17 protein-coding genes and 1 tRNA gene are annotated in these 21,285 nt (G+C 66.1%); 10 read left to right on the plus strand and 8 right to left on the minus strand.

What is annotated here, in order from left to right; genetic code table 11:
- Positions 1 to 297 precede the first annotated feature (297 nt).
- Complete coding sequence (locus tag ACFQO4_RS01430; protein ID WP_500259230.1) at positions 298 to 2,553, minus strand: NADP-dependent malic enzyme; 2,256 nt, start codon at positions 2,551 to 2,553, stop codon at positions 298 to 300.
- Between the two features lie 127 nt (positions 2,554 to 2,680).
- Here ACFQO4_RS01430 and ACFQO4_RS01435 point away from each other — a divergent pair, with 127 nt between their 5' ends.
- Entirely contained in the window at positions 2,681 to 3,175 is a 495-nt protein-coding gene (locus ACFQO4_RS01435; protein ID WP_500259231.1) for a phosphopantetheine adenylyltransferase, read from the plus strand.
- Positions 3,176 to 3,858: 683 nt separating this feature from the next.
- Entirely contained in the window at positions 3,859 to 7,968 is a 4,110-nt protein-coding gene (locus ACFQO4_RS01440) for a glucodextranase DOMON-like domain-containing protein (RefSeq protein ID WP_500259232.1), read from the plus strand.
- Positions 7,969 to 8,310: 342 nt separating this feature from the next.
- On the opposite strand, the gene ACFQO4_RS01445 is transcribed toward ACFQO4_RS01440, so the two are convergent.
- Positions 8,311 to 8,619: a cyclin family protein gene (locus tag ACFQO4_RS01445; RefSeq protein WP_497901275.1), complete on the minus strand. Its 309-nt coding sequence runs from the start codon at positions 8,617 to 8,619 to the stop codon at positions 8,311 to 8,313.
- 256 nt (positions 8,620 to 8,875) lie between these two features.
- Between ACFQO4_RS01445 and ACFQO4_RS01450 the strand changes: the two genes are divergently transcribed.
- The 7 genes from ACFQO4_RS01450 (at position 8,876) to ACFQO4_RS01480 (ending at position 14,180) form a co-directional block, all read left to right on the plus strand.
- Positions 8,876 to 9,046 (plus strand): hypothetical protein, encoded by a 171-nt coding sequence (locus tag ACFQO4_RS01450; protein WP_253434770.1) that lies wholly within the window; start codon positions 8,876 to 8,878, stop codon positions 9,044 to 9,046.
- A 48-nt stretch (positions 9,047 to 9,094) separates the two neighbouring features.
- Positions 9,095 to 9,176: transfer RNA gene (locus tag ACFQO4_RS01455), tRNA-Leu, on the plus strand.
- Between the two features lie 249 nt (positions 9,177 to 9,425).
- Positions 9,426 to 10,580: an ADP-forming succinate--CoA ligase subunit beta gene (gene sucC / locus ACFQO4_RS01460; RefSeq protein ID WP_500259233.1), complete on the plus strand. Its 1,155-nt coding sequence runs from the start codon at positions 9,426 to 9,428 to the stop codon at positions 10,578 to 10,580.
- Positions 10,577 to 11,446, plus strand: a complete 870-nt coding sequence (gene sucD / locus ACFQO4_RS01465) for a succinate--CoA ligase subunit alpha (protein ID WP_500259234.1) — start codon at positions 10,577 to 10,579, stop codon at positions 11,444 to 11,446. The genes sucC and sucD overlap by 4 nt, the downstream gene beginning before the upstream one ends.
- 213 nt (positions 11,447 to 11,659) lie before the next feature.
- Entirely contained in the window at positions 11,660 to 12,502 is an 843-nt protein-coding gene (locus tag ACFQO4_RS01470) for an RAD55 family ATPase (protein ID WP_500259235.1), read from the plus strand.
- A 182-nt stretch (positions 12,503 to 12,684) separates the two neighbouring features.
- A complete protein-coding gene (locus tag ACFQO4_RS01475) occupies positions 12,685 to 13,626 on the plus strand; it encodes a hypothetical protein (RefSeq protein ID WP_500259236.1) in 942 nt (313 codons plus the stop codon).
- Positions 13,623 to 14,180, plus strand: a complete 558-nt coding sequence (locus tag ACFQO4_RS01480; protein WP_500259237.1) for a DUF8135 domain-containing protein — start codon at positions 13,623 to 13,625, stop codon at positions 14,178 to 14,180. The genes ACFQO4_RS01475 and ACFQO4_RS01480 overlap by 4 nt, the downstream gene beginning before the upstream one ends.
- A gap of 111 nt (positions 14,181 to 14,291) precedes the next feature.
- Here the strand turns inward: ACFQO4_RS01480 and ACFQO4_RS01485 are convergent, their stop codons facing one another.
- From ACFQO4_RS01485 to ACFQO4_RS01505, 5 genes are all read right to left on the minus strand, one after another.
- Entirely contained in the window at positions 14,292 to 14,483 is a 192-nt protein-coding gene (locus tag ACFQO4_RS01485; protein WP_254155956.1) for a 30S ribosomal protein S17e, read from the minus strand.
- Positions 14,484 to 14,506: 23 nt separating this feature from the next.
- Entirely contained in the window at positions 14,507 to 15,187 is a 681-nt protein-coding gene (locus tag ACFQO4_RS01490) for a DUF447 domain-containing protein (RefSeq protein ID WP_500259238.1), read from the minus strand.
- The gene (locus tag ACFQO4_RS01495) at positions 15,184 to 16,038 is read right to left on the minus strand and encodes a triphosphoribosyl-dephospho-CoA synthase (RefSeq protein ID WP_500259239.1); all 855 of its coding nucleotides are present in this window, start codon (positions 16,036 to 16,038) and stop codon (positions 15,184 to 15,186) included. Before ACFQO4_RS01495 ends, ACFQO4_RS01490 begins: the two co-directional genes overlap by 4 nt.
- Positions 16,039 to 16,275: 237 nt before the next feature.
- Positions 16,276 to 16,497, minus strand: coding sequence for a hypothetical protein (locus ACFQO4_RS01500; RefSeq protein WP_500259240.1), 222 nt, complete (start codon positions 16,495 to 16,497; stop codon positions 16,276 to 16,278).
- A complete protein-coding gene (locus ACFQO4_RS01505; protein WP_500259241.1) occupies positions 16,490 to 17,836 on the minus strand; it encodes an outer membrane protein assembly factor BamB family protein in 1,347 nt (448 codons plus the stop codon). The genes ACFQO4_RS01500 and ACFQO4_RS01505 overlap by 8 nt, the downstream gene beginning before the upstream one ends.
- 413 nt (positions 17,837 to 18,249) lie before the next feature.
- Between ACFQO4_RS01505 and ACFQO4_RS01510 the strand changes: the two genes are divergently transcribed.
- Positions 18,250 to 20,442 (plus strand): CDC48 family AAA ATPase, encoded by a 2,193-nt coding sequence (locus ACFQO4_RS01510; RefSeq protein ID WP_500259242.1) that lies wholly within the window; start codon positions 18,250 to 18,252, stop codon positions 20,440 to 20,442.
- Positions 20,443 to 20,509: 67 nt separating this feature from the next.
- Here the strand turns inward: ACFQO4_RS01510 and ACFQO4_RS01515 are convergent, their stop codons facing one another.
- On the minus strand, positions 20,510 to 21,238 hold the full coding sequence (locus ACFQO4_RS01515; RefSeq protein ID WP_500259243.1) for a protein sorting system archaetidylserine decarboxylase: 729 nt from the start codon (positions 21,236 to 21,238) through the stop codon (positions 20,510 to 20,512).
- Positions 21,239 to 21,285: the final 47 nt, after the last annotated feature.

Genomic DNA, 21,285 nt, shown 5'->3' on the forward strand with positions numbered 1-21,285 from the left:
TCGAGGCCGTGACGCCGTCTAACCGGCTGCTTGAATATGATAGGTCAACGTTCTTTGTGTGTGTCGGTGACTTTCAACCTGGTCTGAACCCTCGAGCGTGAGAGGACACAGACCTTGGAATTCACCCGTTGGCGATCGAATCTGGCCACCTCTCCCACCCTCCCCCTCCCGAGGTGGCCATTCTCACTCCCTACTGGCACCGACTTCGAGCGGCTAGTCGTCCGAGTGTCGTACCTCGCGGTTGGCGATTCGGAGTCAGAAGTCAACATTCGAAATCACCGAACAGTAGTACGCCCGTTACTCCGACTGGGCGTCGACGACCGCCACGCCCGCCAGATTGACGATGTCTTTGACTTCGTCGCCCCGCTGGAGCACGTGGACCGGCTTGTCCATCCCGACGAGCATCGGCCCGATGGCCTCCGCCCCGCCGAGGCGCTGGAGGAGTTTGTAGCCGATGTTGCCCGACTCGAGGTTCGGGAAGACGAGCACGTTCGCCGGGGACTCGAGGTCGGAGAACTCGTAGGTGCCCGTCAGAATGTCCTCGACGACGGCCGTGTCGGCCTGCATCTCGCCATCGACGGGGAAGTCGACCTCGGGGTCGCCCTGGAGCATCGCGGCGGCGCGACGTGGCTTTCGCGTCCCTTCGTTGTCGACGCTCCCGAAGTTGGAGTACGAGAGCAGCGCCGCTCGTGGCTCGACGTTGAACCGGCGGGCGAGTTTCGCGGTCTGTTTCGTGACTTCCGCCAGCACCTCCTCGTTGGGGTCCTGATTCACGGTGGCGTCGGCACAGAAGACGATCCGATTCTTGAACGTCATGAGGTAGACGCCCGCGGCGTAGTCGACGTCGTCGGCGGTGCCGATGACCTGCAACGGCGGTCGAAGCGCCGAGGGATAGTGGTGGGTCAGTCCCGTGAGCAGGGCGTCAGCATCCCCCTCCTCGACCATCACACTGCCGAAGTAGTTCGTATCCCGGCGGATCAGTTCGGTCGCCTCCGAGCGCGTGATCCCCTTGCGCTGGCGCAACTCGAACAGCCGTTCGGCGTACTCGTCGTAGGCGCCCGCGGTCGGGTCCGCAACAGTGGGCGTGAAGTCGAGGCCGAGATTCGCCGCCGTCCGGGCGATCGTGTCCTCCTCGCCGATGAGGACCGGGTTGGCGATCTCCTGCTCCTGGAGTTGGTAGGCCGCTCGAATCATCTTCTCGTCTTCGCCCTCCGCGAGCGCGACGCGCTTGGGGTCGCTCTTGGCCTTGTTGAGGACCACGCGCATCATCTCCCGGGACTTGCCGAGGCGAGCCTCGAGTTGCTCTTCGTAGGCCTCGACGTCGATTTCGGTCCTGGCTGCACCGGAGTCCATCGCCGCCTGGGCGACCGCGGGGGCGACGCGGAACAGCACCCGCGGATCGACCGGCTTGGGGATGATGTAGTCGGGACCGAACTGGATCGCCTCGTCGCCGTAGGCCTTGACGACCGCGTCGGGGACGTCTTGGCGGGCGAGGTCGGCGAGCGCCTCGGCTGCCGCGACTTTCATCGCCTCGTTGATCTCGGTCGCGCGAACGTCGAGGGCGCCGCGGAAGATGAACGGGAATCCGAGGACGTTGTTGACCTGGTTGGGGTAGTCCGAGCGGCCGGTGGCCATGATGACGTCGTCGTCGCGGGCGTCTTTGGCCTTCTGGTAGCCGATTTCGGGGTCCGGGTTCGCCATCGCGAAGATGATCGGGTTGTCGCCCATCGACTGCACCATCTCCGGGGAGACGATGCCGCCGACCGAGAGACCGACGAAGACGTCCGCACCCTCGAGGGCGTCCGCCAGGTCGCCCTCGGGGACGTCGCGGGCGAACTCGCGTTTGTACTCGTTGACGTCGCCGGCGTCGGCTCGCGCCTGGGTGATGATTCCCGAGGAGTCACACATCAGGATGTTCTCTCGCTTCGCGCCCAGCGAGACGTAGAACCGGGCCGTCGAGAGCGCGCTCGCCCCGGCGCCCGAGAAGACGATTTTCAGATCCTCGAGGTCCTTGTCGGCGATTTCGGCGGCGTTGACGAGCGCGGCGCCGGAGATGATCGCCGTGCCGTGCTGGTCGTCGTGGAAGACCGGGACGTCCATCTCCTTGCGGAGTCGCTCCTCGATGGTGAAACACTCGGGGGCTTTGATGTCCTCGAGATTGACCCCGCCGAAGGTGGGCTCCATCATCTTGATCGCCTCGACGAGTTTGTGGGGGTCGGCCTCGTCGAGTTCGATGTCGAAGACGTCGATGTCGGCGAAGCGCTTGAACAGCACGCCCTTGCCCTCCATGACGGGTTTGGAGGCCTGGGCGCCGATGTCGCCCAGTCCGAGGACGGCAGAGCCGTTCGAAACGACGCCAACGAGGTTGCCCTTCGCCGTGTAGGTGTAGGCGTCGGTCTCGTCCTCGTGGATCTCCGTACACGGCGCGGCGACGCCCGGCGAATACGCCAGCGAGAGGTCTCGCTGGGTGTTCGTCGGTTTCGTCGTCGAGATTTCGATCTTGCCCGGTGGTTCGCTCCGGTGATACTCCAGCGAGTCTTCGTCCAGTCCCATACCAAGGCGAGGAACGTGCAGTACAAAAAACGATGCGAAGCGGATGTTCGACGATCGTCGTATGTCGCTCGCGAGCGGGAATCGACGATTCGACCCTTTTATACGCGCCCCGCCAGTGACCACGGGTATGGACGTCGCGCTTGGTGGGACCTTCGACCCCGTTCACGATGGCCATCGACGGCTCTTCGAACGGGCGTTCGAACTCGGGGACGTGACCGTCGGGCTGACCAGCAACGAACTCGCGCCGAAGACCCGACACGTCGACCGCTACGTCCGCCCCTACGACGAGCGAAAGCGCGACCTCGAGGCCGAACTCGAGACGCTCGCCGAGGAACACGACCGCGAGTTCGAGGTCCGGACGCTCACCGAGCCGACGGGAATCGCGACAGAGGCCCAGTTCGACTACCTGATCGTCTCGCCCGAGACGGTCGAGGGTGGCAAGAAAATCAACGACCTGCGCCGCGAGCGCGGCCACGACCCGCTGGAACTCGTCGTCGTTCCTCACGTGCGCGCCGAGGACGACGACATCATCTCGAGTACGCGCATCGTCAACGGCGAGATCGACGAGCACGGAAACCTGACGCCCGACCGCGGGGGGCGGGAGTCCTCGAGGCCGGAGTAGTTTGAATACGTGAATACTCGTTCCCGGATTTGCCCTCGATACGATGAATCACCAGGAGTTGGACACCACAGAGTCGGTCTGGAACTAACCCATCCTGTACGCCGCAACCTACGTACCCGTCGTGGTCGTGACCGGTATCGTGCTGGCCGCGTTGAACGCCGCCATCTCGGGTGACGTCGAGGCACCCCTGGTCGTCCATCACCTCGTTTCGACGGGTATCACGATACTGCTTCTGATCTACCGAAGGCGGGGAGCAATTGCGTACCCGGACTGGCTACTGGCCAGCTCCTGGGGGCTCTCGGAGTACCTCGCGTTGTTCGGGAGCGTATTTCTGATCACGTACACGTACGCGGGTTCCGTAACGACCCACCCCGGGACCTGGGGCGCTGGTTGTCGTAGTCTGTGCAACGGGTGCCGTGATATTTCGTCGAGCAGGGGCTTGTCTAGGTTCGCTACACCACTGAGGTACTGCTGACGACGGGCGGGCACCGATCCGTCGCGACCGATAGTGGAAACACTCGGTCGGATCCACTGCACTCCGATCACGACAACAGATACGGTTAAGTGTGATGAAAAATTACACCGTAGTTGTAACACGTCGTCCCCACTGGTGACACGGCCCGTGCCCTCAGGCCACACGTTCGAGGCCGCCACCACGGGAACGACGACACACCATCGCACCCATGAGCGACAATTCACGAGACGACGACTCGAGATCGCTGTACAGACGAACCGTCCTCGGCGGCGTTGCGGGACTCGGCGCCTACGGACTGACGGCCGGACTGAGCGGTTCGGTCGCGGCGAGCGCCCCGGAGGGCGTGACGGCGAGCGGCATCGACTCCTTCCACCCCGGCCACCCGCGCTTCGTCCAGGTCGGCGAGAAACTGTGGAACTCGGCGTTCGTCGGCCCCGAGATGATCGGCGGGCGAGACAACCTCGCCCCGCGGGTTCCCAATGCCAGCCCAAATCCGGGGGGCTACGCAGCCGAGGACTTCACCTGGTCCGTCGCCCAGCGCCCCGAGGGGAGCGAGGTCGAGTTGACCTACCAGTCGTCGCTCGATCCGGACCGGCCCCGGTACGACGAAGGCCGAGACAACGTCGCCGAGTTCGAGGCCGACGTCCCCGGCACCTACGTCCTCGAACTCGAGGCGCCCGACGGCACCCACGAGTTGACGATCCACGCGTTCCCCGAATCCGAGGGCGGTGCGGGCGGCCAGCCCCGGATCGAACTCGAGGGATGGTACGAGGACGGCGAGTACGTCCTCGAGACGAACGCGCGACTCGCGCCGAACAGCCGGGCGACGCGGGCCGACCTCGAGGTCGCCTTCCTCGCGGACGACCGGGACGCGCTCGCCACCGACGCGATTCAGGTCGACGGACTGACCGGTCGCGTACCCGAATCGGCTCTCGAGGGTGAGTCCGCCCGCGTCCACGCGGTCGCCTCCGACGGCGACAGCCTGAGCACCCTCGATACGATCGAACTCGGACCCGACGGTGCGACCAGCCTGCCCAACCGCCCGCCCAAGTGGATGGCCGAGGGCGTCATGTACCAGATATTCCCGCGCTCGTGGGCAGGCGAACGAGGCGCGACGACGTTCGAGGACCTGATCGACGGCGTCGATTACCTCGCCGATCTGGGCGTCGACGCGGTCTGGCTGACGCCCGTCGTTCCCGCCGAGAGCGTCGACAAACTGTACGGCAACAACGACGACTCCGGCTTCCGGGAGGGACCGCCCGGAGGCGGCCCGCACGGCTACGACACGAACGACTACTTCGGGATCGCCGAGGACCTCGTCCCGGACGGAATGGATCCCGTCGAGGCCTACGGGGCGTTCGTCGACGCCTGTCACGAGGCCGGCATCAAGGTCGTCTTCGACCTCGTGAGCAACCACGCCGGGCGTGGCCACGCGTACTTCCAGGACACCATCGCCGAGCAGGGAACCGAACCGCCAACACCGAACTGGGAGTATCCGCCCGTCGAGGCCTGGAACGAGGACTCGAACCACTTCGACTGGTGGGATCGCCTCGAGGCGCCGATCACCCACGACGGCGAGACGGTGGAGCCGGCCCCCAGTCCGACCGGCTTCTGGGGGCTCCGGGTCATGCCCAACTGGAACTACGACAACGTTGCGGTCCGCGAGCACATGCTCGCCGTCGCCGAGTTCTGGTCCGGCGAGGTCGGCGTCGACGGCTTCCGCTGTGACATCGCCTGGGGGGTCCCCCACAGCTTCTGGAAGGAGGTCCGCGAGGTCGTCCGGTCGAACGACAGCGAGTTCCTCATGCTCGATGAGACGATCCCGAAGGATCCCGCCTTCTCGGAGAACGAGTTCGACATGCACTTCGACACCGAGGGGTTCACGACGACGAGCCACGACGTTGCCGGCGGGTTGGCCTCGCCAACAGACCTCTACGACGACGTCAGGGCGCGAGCTGCGGAGGGCATCCCGGACCACTCGCTCGTCCTCAACGCGATCGAGAACCACGACGAGTTGCGCCTGCTCAACCAGACCGTCGTCGATCAGGCGAACCCGAACCACGACGAGGTCTCCGACGAGGAGTGGGAGCGCGGGGCCGCCCTCCAGCGCGCCTGCTGGGCTGCCGGCGTCACCCTCCCCGGCGTCCCGTTCGTCTACTACGGCCAGGAGCGCCAGATCAGCCGGTTCGGCGAGGGCCGACACATGGGCGAGAACGACCCGCGAGGCTACAACGCCGACGGCTCGGTCAACAGCGGGGCCGACGTCCGCCCCGGTGGCCGCCAGCGAGCGTTCGTGAACTGGGAGACGTACGACGAGGACCACCTCGAGTTCTACCGGACCCTTATCGGTGCGTACCACGACCTCGACGTGCTGAAAAACGACGCCGACCTCGTCGGCGAGTGGCACGAGTCCGACGACCGCGTGCTCGTCTTCGGGCGCGACGCTAGCCACCTCGAGGATGTCGCCGGGCCCGACCGCGTCGTCGTGATCGTCAACTTCGACCCCGAGGGGGCGGCGACCGTCGATTTACGTTCGGACGTGCACGCGATCGACGTGGTCTCCGGCGCGGATCTGGAGGTCGAAGGCGAGGCCGACGACGAACGACGCACCGTCGAGGTCGACCAGGTCGCGATCCTCGAGACGCCGACGTTCTTCGCCGCGGGCGACCGTATCGCGAACCTCTCCGTCACCCCGGGAACCGACAAGGGCGGCAACGGCCGCTACCAGTACCCGACCGACGACCGGTTCACCGACGGCATCTTCGACCTGACGGCGTTCTCGGTTCACGACGGCGGCGATACCTACCAGTTCCGTGCGGCGGTCGGCGGCGACCTCGAGAACTACGACGGGTACGACGGCGGGTTCTCCGCCCAGCACCTCCAGTTGTATCTGGCCGACGGTTCCGACGACGGGACGACGGAGATGCGCGAGGGCGTCAACGCGACTCTCGATCTCCCCCACCAGTACCGGGTCGTCGTCGACGGCGAGAATGGGACGCGACTCGAAACCGCCGACGGGACGCGACTCGCCGAGGGTGAGGTCGCCGCGAACCCGGCCGCCGCCGAGATTCTCGTCGACGTGCCGAAAGCCGCGCTGGAGACGCCCCTCGAGGACCTGGACGTCGCGGTGGTGATGCTGGGCTACGATCCGGACGCGCCGGGGAACGTCATGCAGGCCGAAGCGGAGGCCACCGAGACGACCTTCGGCGGCGCACAGAACGACGCCGCGCCCAACGCGATCGACGTGGTGACGCCGGCAGACGTCGACTGGTACCGGGGACTGGCTTACAGCGACGGAACGCGAGCGACGGTGCAGTACGTCCCGCTCGTAACCACGCTCGAGTCGGTCGCCACGTTCGACGAACCCACCGGCGAGCCCTACGGCCCGGGGACCTACGAGTACCCGACGAGCGACGACTTCTACGAAGGGGCCTGGGATATCGACGAACTGACCGTCTCGGCCTCGCGCGATCGCGTCGAGTTCGCGTTCACGATGGCCAGCGAGATCCAGAACCCCTGGGGGCTCCCCCGCGGCTTCTCCCACCAGTTCTTCCAGGTGTACGTCCACGACCCCGACGCCGACGTAGAGGGAACCACGGAGGGTCGAACTGGGCTGAACGCCGACATGGCGACGCCCTACCACTACCGCGTCGTCGTCAACGGCGAGTCGGTCAAGAGCGTCGAGTCCGCGGCCGGCGATTCCGTAACGTCGAACGTCGAGACGAACGTGGAAGGGCGCACGGTCTCGGTCCGCGTTCCCGCCGACGCGATCGGCTGGGACGTCGAGGCCGGCGGCGGAATCGGTATCGTGGCCCTCGTCGCCCCGTTCGACGGCTACGGGGACGGCGCGATTCGCGGTATCGCCCCCGAGGCCGGCGAGTACGTCATCGGCGGCGGCACCGGCGACAACGATCCGGCCGTGATGGACATGGTCACCTCCGAGGGCGTGGACCGCGTCGAGGTGCTCTCGGAATCCGATGGTTCGGTGCCACAACTGCCGTTCGTCGCGCTCGGCGACGTCGAGTTGCCCGAGGCCGGGGACGGGTCCTCGAGCAACGGGAGCGATGGTGCAGAGGGCGACGGGAACGACGGCGACGACGGCGGCGACGGCGATGGCGACGACAACAATGGTAGCGACGCGGACGGCAATGGCAGCGACGAAAACGAAAGCACGAACGAGGGTGACGACAGTGGAAGCGGCGGAAACGACGAATCGGAAGCCGATGGCCTCCCCGGTTTCGGCGCCGTCGTCGGCACCGCAGGCGTCGCCGGCGGAACCGCACTGGCAGCGAAGCATCTCGCCCGCGACGACGAATAACGCTTCGCTACTCGCGTTGTCGTCGATATTCGAAGCCGGTGAGCGTGGTCGTCTCGATCGTGAATCGGTCGGCGACACTCGGTGAGAGCATCGGGCGAAAACACATCTCGACGACCCGAAAACACATCAGGCAACGGTACACTTTCATCGGTGTAGCGGCGGCCTACCGGAACGACATCGGCGTTTTCCCACTGGAACGATTCTGTGAGTCGGAATTATCGACCATTACTCAGTGCGTCGAGCGGGAGTCCAGCAGCTGCCGACGGAGGATAGCGAGTACAGGAGGTGGCGAGAAGATGGTCGCGAGGGAACGAAGCGCTCGATCACCGGTCGGCCCTGGCCCTACCACTTCGGCGGCTCGAGTCCGGCGCCGGCCAGCAGGTCCTTCCAGCGCTGTTGGATGGAGAGGCGGGAGACGTCCGCCGCCTCGGCGACGGCACACTGGGTGCGGCCGTCGCCCGCGACGAGCGACCCGGCGTAGATACTCGCCGCAAGCACCGCCGGCTTCGATCGGTCGGCCTCGGGGACGTTCGCGAGAAAGAGATCGGCGGCCGTCGAGCGAGCTTCGCCCGTCAGCTCGAGACGATCCGCGGCCTGCTCGAGTTCCTCGAGCCACGGTTCGTGTTCGACGCGCGTATTGGCGCTGTACATGCTCGTTACAACGGATGGTTGCACCATAAACACACGGTTGGCGATCGCTCCCGTCGCGTCCCATGGTCGTTCACCTGTCGAGGACTGTGGCGGCGGCCGTGATTCTCATCGCAATAACGTGCTACGCCAGACAACGTCCAGCTACGAAACCCTAGGCTAACTGGCCGTTCGCCCGGGATTTCACTAGGTCACTCTTACTAAAGCGGTTCGGATTCGAAGCGACGAGCACGCACCCGGCGGGGGTACGCGTCACCACATGAACGAACCAACTTGCAAACTCGTCTGTACTGGCTGCGGGCTCGAGATGCCGTATCGAGATCGATCGCTGGCCGAGCAGGCAGCCGAACTCCACCAGTTGCGAGACGCCGAGCACATCACGTTCATCGTGCCGCCGGACTGGTCGCCCGAGGAACCGGTGACGCACTAGGACGGACCGATACTTTCTTAGCCGATTCGACGTGTATTCGAACATCGAGCGCGGGTAGCCAAGTGGTAACGGCGCAGCGCTTAGGACGCTGTCCCGTAGGGGTCCGCAGGTTCGAATCCTGTCCCGCGCATACCGTCTCGAACGCCAGTGAGAGACGTGTATGCGCGACGAGGGATTCGAACGAGAGAAGTCGCGCGCAGCGAAGCGAGCACGTCTTCGCATTGTTCGAATCCTGTCCCGCGCACCGACTCGAGCCAGCCAGTGCAACCTGTCGATAGCAGGGGCCGAGTGTCGAGTGTCGAACTCGAGCCACGAAACTCGAGACTCGACGCAAACTCCCATGATTTAAGCAACGGCGCAACTGCGTATCGAGTGCGCAATGAAACTCCACGAGTACCAGGCGAAGCAGGTGTTCGCTGACGCCGGGGTTCCGACGCCAGCGTCGACGCTCGCGTCGGACGTCGACGGCGTCCTGGCGGCCGCCGACGAGATCGGCTATCCGGTCGCGATCAAGGCACAGGTTCAGGTCGGGGGTCGCGGCAAGGCCGGCGGGATCAAACTCGCCGAGGACGCCGACGAGGCCCGCGACGCGGCCGAATCGATCCTCGGGATGGACCTCAAGGGCTACCACGTCGATCGCGTGCTGGTCGAGGAAGCGGTCGACTTCGTCAACGAACTGTACGTCGGCGTGACGATGGACCGCGGGGAGGGCAAGCCCGTCGCCATGGTCTCGACGAAAGGCGGCGTCGACATCGAGCAGGTCGCCGACGAGACGCCTGAAGCGATCGCTCGCGAACACGTCGACCCCGCGTTCGGCATGCACCCCTACCAGGCTCGCAAGGCCGTCTACGATGCGGACGTCGAACCGGACCTCGCCCTCGACGTGGCGGGCGTCCTGACGACGCTCTACGACCTCTGGGACGACCGCGACGGATCCGACGCCGAGATCAACCCGCTGATGGTCACCAGCGACGGCGAGGTCATCGCGGCCGACGCCGTGATGAACATCGACGAGGACGCCCTCTTCCGTCAGCCCGAGCTCGCGGAGATGGAAGACGAAGCCGCGAGCGGCGACGAACTCGAGCAGAAGGCCGACGAGTACGACTTCGACTACGTCCGCCTCGAGGGCAACGTCGGGATCATCGGCAACGGCGCCGGCCTCGTGATGACGACGCTCGACCTCGTGGACCACTACGGTGGGAAGCCCGCGAACTTCCTCGACGTCGGCGGCGGCGCGAAGGCCGAGCGAATCGCCAACGCGCTGGATATGGTGTTCTCCGACGAGAACGTCGATTCGGTCGTGTTCAACATCTTCGGGGGCATCACCCGCGGCGACGAGGTCGCCAAAGGGATCAACGAGGCCCTCGGACAGTTCGACGAGATTCCAAAGCCGGTCGTCGTGCGGCTGGCCGGAACGAACTGGGAGGAAGGCATGGAGATTCTGAACGAGGACCTCGTGACGGTCGAACAGACCCTCGAGGATGCAGTTCAGCGTGCCGTTGCTTACGCTGAGGACGAGGAGGGAGACCAATGAGCGTTCTAGTCGACGACGACACTCGCGTGGTTGTACAGGGAATCACCGGCGGCGAAGGGAAGTTCCACGCCGGCCAGATGCTCGAGTACGGGACCAACGTGGTCGCCGGCGCCGTCCCTGGAAAGGGCGGTCAGGAAGTCCACGGCGTCCCGGTCTACGACACGGTCGACGAGGCCGTCGAGGAAGAGGACGCGGACGCGTCGGTCATCTTCGTCCCGCCCGCGTTCGCCGCGGACGCCATCTTCGAGGCCCTGGATACGGACCTCGACCTCGCGGTCGCGATCACCGAGGGTGTCCCGACCCAGGACATGGCGAAGGTCAACAAGCGCCTGACCGAGACCGACACGCGGCTCATCGGGCCGAACTGTCCCGGCCTGATCACGCCCGGCGAGGCCAAGCTTGGCATCCTGCCGGGGAACATCTTCGCCGAGGGTGACGTCGGTCTCGTCTCCCGCTCCGGAACGTTGACCTACCAGGTCGTCGACAGCCTCACCCAGCGCGGGATCGGCCAGACGACCGCCATCGGTATCGGCGGCGACCCGATCATCGGCACCGACTTCGTCGACGCCCTCGAGCTGTTCGAGAACGATCCCGACACGAAGGCGATCGTCATGTGCGGCGAGATCGGCGGCGAGGACGAAGAGGAGGCCGCGGCCTACATCGACGAGCACGTCGAGACGCCCGTCGCGGGCTTCATCGCCGGCCGAACGGCCCCGCCAGGAAAGCGGATGGGCCACGCGGGCGCCATCGTCTCCGGGTCCGGAACCGGCACCGCAGAGAGCAAGATCGACGCGCTCAACGACGCGGGTGTCCCCGTCGGCGACACGCCCGAGGAAGTTGCCGATCGCATCGAGAGCTTCCTCTAGAGCGCGAGTCGGTCGGTTCTCACTTTCACGCTCGTTTGTTGGCTTCGAGACGACTCGAGACGACGACGACTCGAACGATACCGTCAGGCCGTTCGCCCCGGGCAGCCGTTCTACGGGGGCGTTTCGTTCAGTACGACGACCTCGAGCGGCACACCACGAAGCGGCCTCGAGCCTGCCACAACACGTAAGCGAGTCCCCTGCGACGCTGACCGTATGCAGCGGATGCCACTCGGAATCTCGCGGTTCGACGCGATGATCGGCGGCGGGGCGCCGAGCGGGAGCGTCGTCTTGCTGGCGACCGAGGCGGGCGCGGGCGGCCGGGAGTTCTGTTACACAGCGACGGCCATGAACGGCCTCGCCAGAGCCGACGGCGACCAGTTCGAATTCTACTACGGCGACCTCGAGCCCGGCGTCGCACTCCCCGAGAGGGTCCACTACGTCTCTTTTACGAGCGAGCGGGACGCGATCGTCGACGAGATGCGGTTCGTCCTCGACGACGACCTCGTCGAGGCGGGGACGTCGGCCGTCTCGTTCGTCGACCTCTCGCAGGAGTTCTTCCAGTTGACGCCGGTACCGACCGACTGGTACAGCGACACGCGAACCGACATCACGAACCTGGGCGACGGGACGAACCGCCGGAACGTGCTCGAGGCGCTCGGCGAGTACCTCACGGAACACGCTTCCGGGAACCTGGTCGTCATCGACTCCGCGACGGACCTGCTCGCGGCCGCGGCCACCAGCGACCAGTTCTCCCAGAGCGATCTGACGATCCTGCTCAAGGGACTCAAACGAGCGGCGTACCGATGGGGCGGCGCCGTCCTGTTGCTCGTCGACGTCGAAACGCTCACCGGGCAGGCGTTCGGTCGACTCAAGGAAGCCGTCGACGGGACGCTGCACTTCGAGTGGGAGAGCGGGGGCTCCGAACGGGATCGGACGTTAGTCGTCGAGGAGTTTCGAGGGGTGCTCTCGCGGCTCGAGGACGAGAACATCGTCCAGTTCGAGACCGAGATTCGCGACAGCGGGTTCGACATCAGTAACGTGCGAAAGATTCGGTAGACTCCTCCCACCCCTCCACCACCCTCATATCCCCATCCCTTCCTTTCACTGCTACCACCATTCCTCGCCATCCGCCCATCTACACACGTCGCCGAATACCACGTCGAGAGCCAATCTCCTCTGCGTATCGAGCGCTGAAACCGACACAACCCCTAAGAGTGCACCCGTCGAATCGGGTACGCATGGCGAGCGAGAACCACGAGGACGGGGCGGTCTCGTTCGCGTTACCGGCCAACGTAAACGATTGGATCGACGAGGAGGCCGACCGGCGCGGCGAAACTCGAGCGACGTTCTGTCGACAGCTCCTGTCGGCGACACACGCGGTCACCACCGACGAGGAGGTCGTCGACGAAGACCGGGTCGGACCCGCCGATTCCGTCGACTCCGAGACCCTCCGATCCGCGCTCGAGGAGCAGCGAACCGAGTTCGTCGACCACGTCGAGGACGTTCGCGAGCGCGTCGTCCAGGTCAAGCAGGAGGCTGATCGAAAGGCACCAGCAGAGCACGACCACGACGAGTACGCCGACCGATCGGCGGTCGAAGCGCTCGACGAGGACCTCGAGACCGTAGCGGAGCGATTGTCGGCATTCGAGGACCGGGTCGACGCGCTCTCGAACCTGGAAGCCGACCTCGAGGACCTCTCGGAGACGGTCGACTCGGGCTTCGAGAACTTCGAAGACGTCCTCGAGCACGTCCTGGAGACCACCGACGAACTCGAGCGGCGGTCGACGACGCTGGCGACGGCGGTGCTCGACCTTCGCGAACGGCGAGACGCCCTCGCCGTCCGAGAGCGTCGCCGTTCGGAGGCCGAACGGCTGCAGCGAGCGGCGAGTCGGCTCGGGATTCAGACGGCCACCTGCGCGGCGTGTTCGACGGCCGTTTCGATGGGACTCCTGACCGAGCCAGCCTGCCCGCACTGTGGTACCCAGTTCGCGGACATCTCGAAGAAGCGTTCGTTCCTGGGATCGAATACGCTCGAGACGGGCGAGCCGCCGGCCCTCGAGCCGGCAGCGCACGCGGCGGTCGACACCGACGAGACGGCGTCGGTCTTCGAGACGGTCGAGGCCGACGCGGAACCGTCGGACGACGACCGACGGTCTGTGGATCGAGGTGAGAGCGAATGACCGACGACGGGAACGGCGGCGGCGGTGAGACGAGTCCGGAGTCCGAGGGCTCAGACTCGAGACTGGACCAAAACTCAGAACCGGACGAGGACTCGAGAGCCGTGGCATTCGACGAACGGGCCCTCGAATCCGACACCACTGGCGAGTCGCCGCCAGCGCTCGAGTCGGCCCCCCTGAAACCCGACGACCGTACGGACCCTCTCGGCGACCTCGCGGCGCGAGTCTCCGACCAGGCGGCGTCCCCGCCGAAGCGGGACCCGGCCGTCGACGACCTGTTCGATCGGGAGGACGTCGCCGAAATCGATCGCGAGCGCCTCTGGGCGGAACTCGAGGACGAGTCCACGGATAGCTCGCCCGCGGCGTCCGCCGAACGGGAGTATCGGACTATTCCGAAGCGAAGCTACTGTCACCAGTGTGAGTACTTCTCGGAACCACCCGCGGTCGCCTGTACCCACGAGGGGACGGAAATCCTCGAGATGCCCTCGATGGAGACGTATCGCGTCGTCGACTGTCCCGTCGTGCTCGAGGACGAGGCGCTCGAGCGGGATCGATGAGCGTCGTCTCGAACGCGTAGTGCCTTGCGTCGCGATCGTGTCGACTCGCCGGCTCGAAAGTCGTCGGCGTCGTCACTCACCGAGTCAGTAACAGTCGAGAAAATCCTCGTTTCAGGCCGAAACGGCGGCGCCTTTCTTTCGCGTGACGTAGCCCGCGATTCGGTTTCGAACGCCCTTCGATTCGATGTTCGTCAGCTTCGTGACGCTGTCTTTGTTCTGTTCGAAGTCGGTCGTGAACGCCTCCGGATACTGCTCCAGGAGGATGTTCCCCGTCTTTTTGATGTAGGCCGGCTTGATTGCCATACCCGTTATTCCGTGAGCGCCTTCTAAAGCCATTCGTTCTCGTCTCGTGCCCGCACCGACGGATCCCACTCGCTGTACGCCACGAGATTCGCGAACGCCGACCGCTCCCTGGCTCCGCCGGCCTGGCCGACCACCTCGAGACAGTGCTCGAGTCGCTCCTCGAGCCGCGTGCGATCGTAACCCTCGACACCCAGCCGGGAGGCCGCGACGGTCGCCTCGATCACGGCGCCGAAGCCACGATTGATCGGGACCGGCGTCACCGACTCGCGTTCGACGGCCGATTCGCGTGGCTCGAGCGTCCACTCCGCCCAGTCGGTTCCGTCTGTCGTGCCAGTCTCGACCCGCTCGACCGCGACGCGAGCCCAGGCGTCGGCGGACTCGAGTATCGGGTCCTCGCGTTCAGTGATCGAGAGCGCGGCGTCGACGAAGTTGACCGGGTCGCGGGTGAACTGGACGTAGCCCTCGCCTCGCCGCTCGAAGTTCCGGCGCGTTCGCGTGTTCCCCCAGGTTCTGGCGGTGGCGGGGTCGCCGGCGAAGACGCCGAGTGCGGCGACGTTCCACAGTCCGTTTGGCCCGAGCGTGGTGACGACGGTTTCGCTGACCCCACTGAGCTCGAGTGGCCACTCCGCGGTGTTCGCGCCGTCACTGGCGTCCTGGTCGGTGCCGTCGCCGTTCGCCCCGAGGTCGGCATCGTCGCCAGTCATATCTCGACCGATTCGCGCTCGAGGGCGATGAATAGCCCGGCCGCGGTGAGATCCGCCGTCGTCCCCGGGTTGATCCCCCGGTCGACCAGCTCGTCGGCGAACGCCTCGACCGCCGGTCGGTCAACTTCGAGGGCGTTCCCGTCGTGGAGCATCGCAGCGCGGTCGGTCACCTCGCCCGCCACGTCTTCGCCGTGACGGGCGGCGACGAGCGTGTCCGGGCGGTCTGCCAGCAACGAGAGGAAGACTGCGGCGGTGCGCTCGAGGATTGGCCCCTCGGCCGCAGCGAGCCGGTCGGCCGCTGCGAACGATCGCTCGAACCCGCGGACCCACTCGCGAGCGACGTCGTCACCGGGGACGCTCCGGTCCATCACGTCGTACAGCGTCAGCCCGCGCTCCTCCAGGGTCGGAATCGCGTCGCTCCCGCGACGGACGTCGAGGGGTTCCATATCAGCCGGCGGGTCGCCGACGAAGACGTCGACGTGGTCGAACGCGCGGTAGAACGCCGCCGCGTCGGCGACGGTCGTCCCCTCGACGACGGCCTCGGCGGCGGATCGGGTCAGGTCGTCGCCGCCTCGAGCGGCCCGTACCAGCGGAACGAGCACCAGCAACGCCCCGAACTGCGTGTTCCCGCCCTCCTGTTCGGCCATGCCTTCGATCGCGTGTTCGAACGCCGGGCCGACAGGCGCGCCGTCGGCTGCCATCTCGAGGCCGTCACGGGCACCCACAGCCCCCGCGAGAAAGTGCTCGAATCGTAAGTCTGCGAGGTCGCGGTGTCGGTCGACGTTTCCGGGCTTCGGCGTGCCGGCAACCTCGAGCAAGAGCGCGAGTTCGGCGGTTCGATCCGGTCGCATGCCTACACCTGCACGCCGGCGGGGCTTAGGCGTAGGTGTCTCGTCGCCGTCGATTACGTACTCGGCTCTCGACGGCGCGACGGTCGGTTGCGAAGCGACCGACGCGGTAACGTCGACCTGCGCAACGGGGACACGTGACGAACGCTGCTCTAAGACGCTCGAGGGGGAGGTGTCCACCGGCGATCGGAGCGGGCGACGCGCGAGATGACTACGTCGCGATCTCGAGCGACGCCGCGGCTAGCACTCCTCCGCCTCGGTGACGACGAGCGTCCCCGTCTCGGTCTCATCGTTGGCGGTGACGGTCCAGTCGTGTTCGCCGACCCCGATATCCCTGCTCATGACGGTGTAATGAGCGGTATCGGTCTCGCGACCGTCCAATTCGAGGAAGACCGGCTCGTCGATCGGGCCGACCTCGAGTCGGACCTCGATCGAGGTCGTCTCGTCGTCGCGGTTAGTCACGGTGACATCGAAGTCCGCGCCGTCTTCGGATGGATCGGCGTCTTCCCTGTATTCGATCGACGCCGGGGCCTGGACCGAGAGGTCGATGGAGTGTTCGTCTCCGTCCTCTCCCTCCCCCTTCATCGTCCTTGCCGTCTCCGTTGTCGGACGAACGAACAGCCGCGATCCCGTTGGGTGTGGAGACGTAGAGCGCGTCTCCGTCGGCGGCGTACGACGTGGTTGGCCATCTCGACTCATCGCTATCCTCGACGCCGAGTTTCGCGAGCGAAAACGACCACAGTTCGGCCCCGTCCTCGAGGTCGAATCCGTACAGCTTCGGCTCATCTTTCGCGTACGAGTGGTGCGCGAGGACGACGGTACGCCCGACGACTATCGGGCGTCCCCACGCGTCCGTCGCGCCGCCAACCGACCAGCTGTACTCCGTATCGTAGTGGTACACTCGGAACCCGTGCCTACCCGTCTCGACTTTCGCCGACTCTGTCACCGCCATCGGGAAATAGTACGACGTATGTTCGACTCGCTCACCAGTCGTCACGTCGAGGACGGGGAATTCCCCGCCGTCGCTCATCTGTCCCGTAAAGAGGAGTCCCGCCCCAACGGTGAGGTATTCGTGATAGTCCCACCACGTGGAGGAATACGATTCTCGGTAGGTCCATCGCTCGACACCCGTAACCGGATCGAGCGCGACGAAGCCCGCATCGCCGACGCCTGCGTAGATCGATTTATCGTCGGCGGCGACCGGCTTCGATGCGAATCGAGCCGTCTCCTCCTCTTCTTCCTCCCCGTCGCGGGTCTCGAGCGTGACCGACTCTCGCTCCCACCGGATCGAGCCGTCGTCTCGGTCGAGCGCGTACAGCGTCCCGTCAACGACGACGTAGACCGTCTCGAAGGCGACGGTGGGATCCGGAACCTGGCTATCGGACTCGAAGCCCACTCGCCAGCGAACCTCGCCCGTCGGAGCCTCGAGCGCCGTCACTGCATCGCCGCCGACGTAGACGGCGTCGTCGACTACCGCCGGCGTCCCTGCGGCACCGACGTCGTCGCTCTCCCACCGTACCGTGCCGTTTTCGGCCTCGAGTGAGTGTACTTCCTCACCGGTTCGAAGGTAGACGACCTGATCGGCGACTGCGATGTCTCCTGTGTAGTCGTACTCCCAGGCGACCGACGTTGGCGCGGGAAACCCGCCATCGATCGAGACGGCCGCCGAGTTTCCGGCGTTTCCGTGATGAGAGGACCAGCTACGTGGCTCCTCAAACGGGAGTTCCTGATCCTCCGTCTCCTGGCTCGCTCCGGCGGAGACGAAGATACTACCAGTCACGAGTGCTGCACCTGTGGCCAAGACGGATCGTCGTTTCCAAGACGGCATAGGTGCGAAAAACGGACTTCACCCTATTCCTATGCAGTTGTTTACCCGAACGTTTCACGCAGAGAAACTGTTGTCGACGCTGTAATTATGGCGCCGGCACGGGATCGGTCGAACGTCGAGGGCGAGGCTGTAATCGACTCCGTGGAGCGGGCTTCCTCTCGAGCAATCGGTGCTGCCTACCTGTCGTTTCGGACGACGAGCGCGGGAATCGAACGGCGTAAATGGCGGATTCCAGCGGGCTGCGGTTTGTGCTTCCAGCGCGACTCGCCCCCGCGTCTCGAGAGATTCCACTCTCGACGCCGATCGATGGACACTCCCCCGCCGATCATCGGACGGGTCGCCGCTGGTGGGAAATTCTCAAGGCGACTCCCCCACAACGATCTGTCATGACCGAGACGGACGACGGCGTCACGCTGACCGTGCGCGCGGCGGAGAAGCGCGACGCTGGCCGTGGCGTCGCACGGATCCCCGAGACGGCGCGACGAAAGCTCGGCGTGTTGAGCGGTGACACCGTCGTCATCGAGGGCGAGGGACGGACCGTCGCGAAGATGTGGCCGGCGGATCCGGCGATCCCGGAGCAGGTCGTCCAGATCGACGCCGACACCCGCGCGAACGCTGGCGTGAACGTGGGCGACACCGTGGCGGTTCGAGCGACGGACGGCTCGTCCATCCGAGCGGCCGAAACCGTCACGCTCTCGCCGCCGCCGTCGCTGAGCGACGCCGAGTCGCGTCTGGCCGAGCGCGTCGCCAACCAGAAACTGCGCAACCGGCCGATCCGCGCCGGTGAACAGATCCGGATCGAGGGCGTCGCGGCCGACCCCTTCACCGTCGTCGAAACCGAACCCACGGGAGACGTCCAGATCACCGGCTCCACGACCGTGCTGGTCTTCGACGACACCGATACCGACGGCGCCGACGCGCCGAGTTCGACGCCGCCCCGAGACGCCGACGGGCGGGGCTCGTCGGGGTCGGCGGCCACGCCGGACCGTCCCTCCGGCGTCACCTACGAGGACATCGGCGGCCTCGACGAGGAACTCGAGCAGGTCCGGGAGATGATCGAGTTGCCCATTTCCGAACCCGAGTTGTTCAAACGCCTCGGGGTCGAGCCGCCGTCGGGCGTCCTGCTGTACGGACCGCCAGGTACGGGGAAGACGCTGATCGCTCGTGCGGTCGCGAACGAGGTCGAGGCCAACTTCGTCACCATCTCCGGGCCGGAGATCATGTCGAAGTACAAGGGCGAGTCCGAGGAGCAACTTCGCCGAACGTTCGAGGAAGCCCGTGAGAACGCCCCGACGATCATCTTCTTCGACGAAATCGACTCCATCGCGGGGACGCGCGACGACGACGGTGACGCCGAGAATCGAATCGTCGGCCAGTTGCTGACCCTGATGGACGGGCTCGACGCCCGGGGCGAGGTGATCGTCATCGGGGCGACGAACCGAGTCGACTCCATCGACCCTGCCCTCCGCCGCGGCGGCCGCTTCGACCGCGAGATTCAGATCGGCGTCCCGGATATGGTCGGTCGACGTGAGATCCTCGAAGTCCACACCCGCGGGATGCCCCTGGCCGAGGACGTCGACGTCGACAAAATCGCGAGTCGGACCCACGGGTTCGTCGGCGCGGACCTCGACGCCGTCGTCACCGAGGCCGCGATGGCCGCCATCCGCCGCCGACCGACTGACGCCGACGAGCGCGCGGCCTGGAGCGCGAATCCCACGGTTACCCGGGCCGACTTCGACACCGCGCTCGCGGCCGTCGAACCCTCCGCGATGCGCGAGTACGTCGCCGAGTCGCCCAACACCGACTTCGCGGACGTCGGCGGCCTCGAGGACGCCAAACAGGTCCTCCGGGAGTCCGTCGAGTGGCCGCTAACCTACGAGCGACTCTTCGATCGGACGAACACCGATCCGCCCTCGGGGGTCCTGCTCTACGGGCCGCCGGGAACGGGGAAGACGCTCCTCGCGCGGGCACTCGCAGGCGAGACGGACGTCAACTTCGTGCGCGTCGACGGCCCGGAGATCGTCGACCGTTACGTCGGTGAAAGCGAGAAGGCGATCCGCAAGGTGTTCGAGCGCGCCCGCCAGTCGGCCCCCTCGATCGTCTTCTTCGACGAAATCGACGCCATCGCGGCCAATCGCGACGACGGCCACGAGGTGACCGATCGCGTCGTCTCCCAGCTGCTGACCGAACTCGACGGCATGCGAGAAAACCCGAACCTCGTGGTGCTGGCGGCGACCAACCGCAAGGACCACCTCGACCCGGCCTTGCTTCGGCCAGGTCGACTCGACACGCACGTCCTGGTCCCCGAACCCGACCTCGAGGCCCGCCGCAAGATCCTCGAGGTCCACGGCCGCGGCAAGCCGTTCGGAGAGGACGTCGACCTCGACGACCTCGCCGACGACCTCGATGGCTACACCGGCGCCGACCTCGAGGCGCTCGTCCGGGACGCCTCGATGCGGGCGATCCGCGAGGTCGCCACGAAGTACGGCCCCGAGGAGGCGAACGACCACGCCGACGACGTGGTGATCGAGCAGCGCCACTTCGAGGCGGCTCGAGACGCGGTGGACGCCAAACGCTAATGGCTGGTGCTGGCTGGCCGGTCGCCGCCTGTGCTGGCTGGCCGGTCGAATATCGGCCAGGGACCGATCAGGGCCTCGAGCCGCCGGCGTCGAGTCCGTCGTTGCCCGCCAGGAGATTCGCGTCGGTCTCGAGGATCACCGTCTCTCCGGCAGTCATCTTCTGGCCCGGCTCGACCGCCAGGTCCTCGGGGTCGACTGTGGGTGGAAACACCACGTCGACGCGGCTCCCGAACGCGATGTGTCCGATTCGCTGGCCCCGCTCGAGGGAGTCACCGGGTTCGACGTAGGGGTGGATACGGCGGGCGAACGCGCCGGCGATGAACGTGACCTCTGCTTCCGTCGGTCGTTCCTGGGTTCCGGTTTCGTCGGCGCTCTCATCGTCGTCCTCGGAAAACGTTTCCTCGGAGAACGCCCCTTCTGCGGGCTCGAGGTACAGATGAATCTTCTCGTTCCGGTCGGAGTCCTTCGAGAACGCGGGTTTGAATCCGCCTGGCGAGTGCTCCACGTCCCGAACCGCCGCGTCGAACGGCGCACGGACGACGTGGACGTTGTGGACGTTCATGAACGTTCCCAGGCGAAATCGGTCGGCCTCGGTCCGCATGACGGACACCTTGCCGTCGGCGGGCGCGACGACGCCAGACAGGGGCGGCGTTCGCTCGGGGTCGCGAAAGAACGCGAGCGTCCCGACGCCGAGCAGGAGGGTCGCGATGCCGACGCCGACGCTGATGAGGTAGGCGAACGGGGCCACGACCAGCGGAACGATGGCGTAGCGCCACGCGCCCGGCGCGAACTTCATAGTCGGACGAACGCGGCGTGAACGCATGGGCGTTACGACCGCGGCTC

Origin of the sequence: Saliphagus sp. GCM10025334 (genome assembly GCF_042663485.1) — an archaeon.
Taxonomy (GTDB): domain Archaea; phylum Halobacteriota; class Halobacteria; order Halobacteriales; family Natrialbaceae; genus Natronosalvus.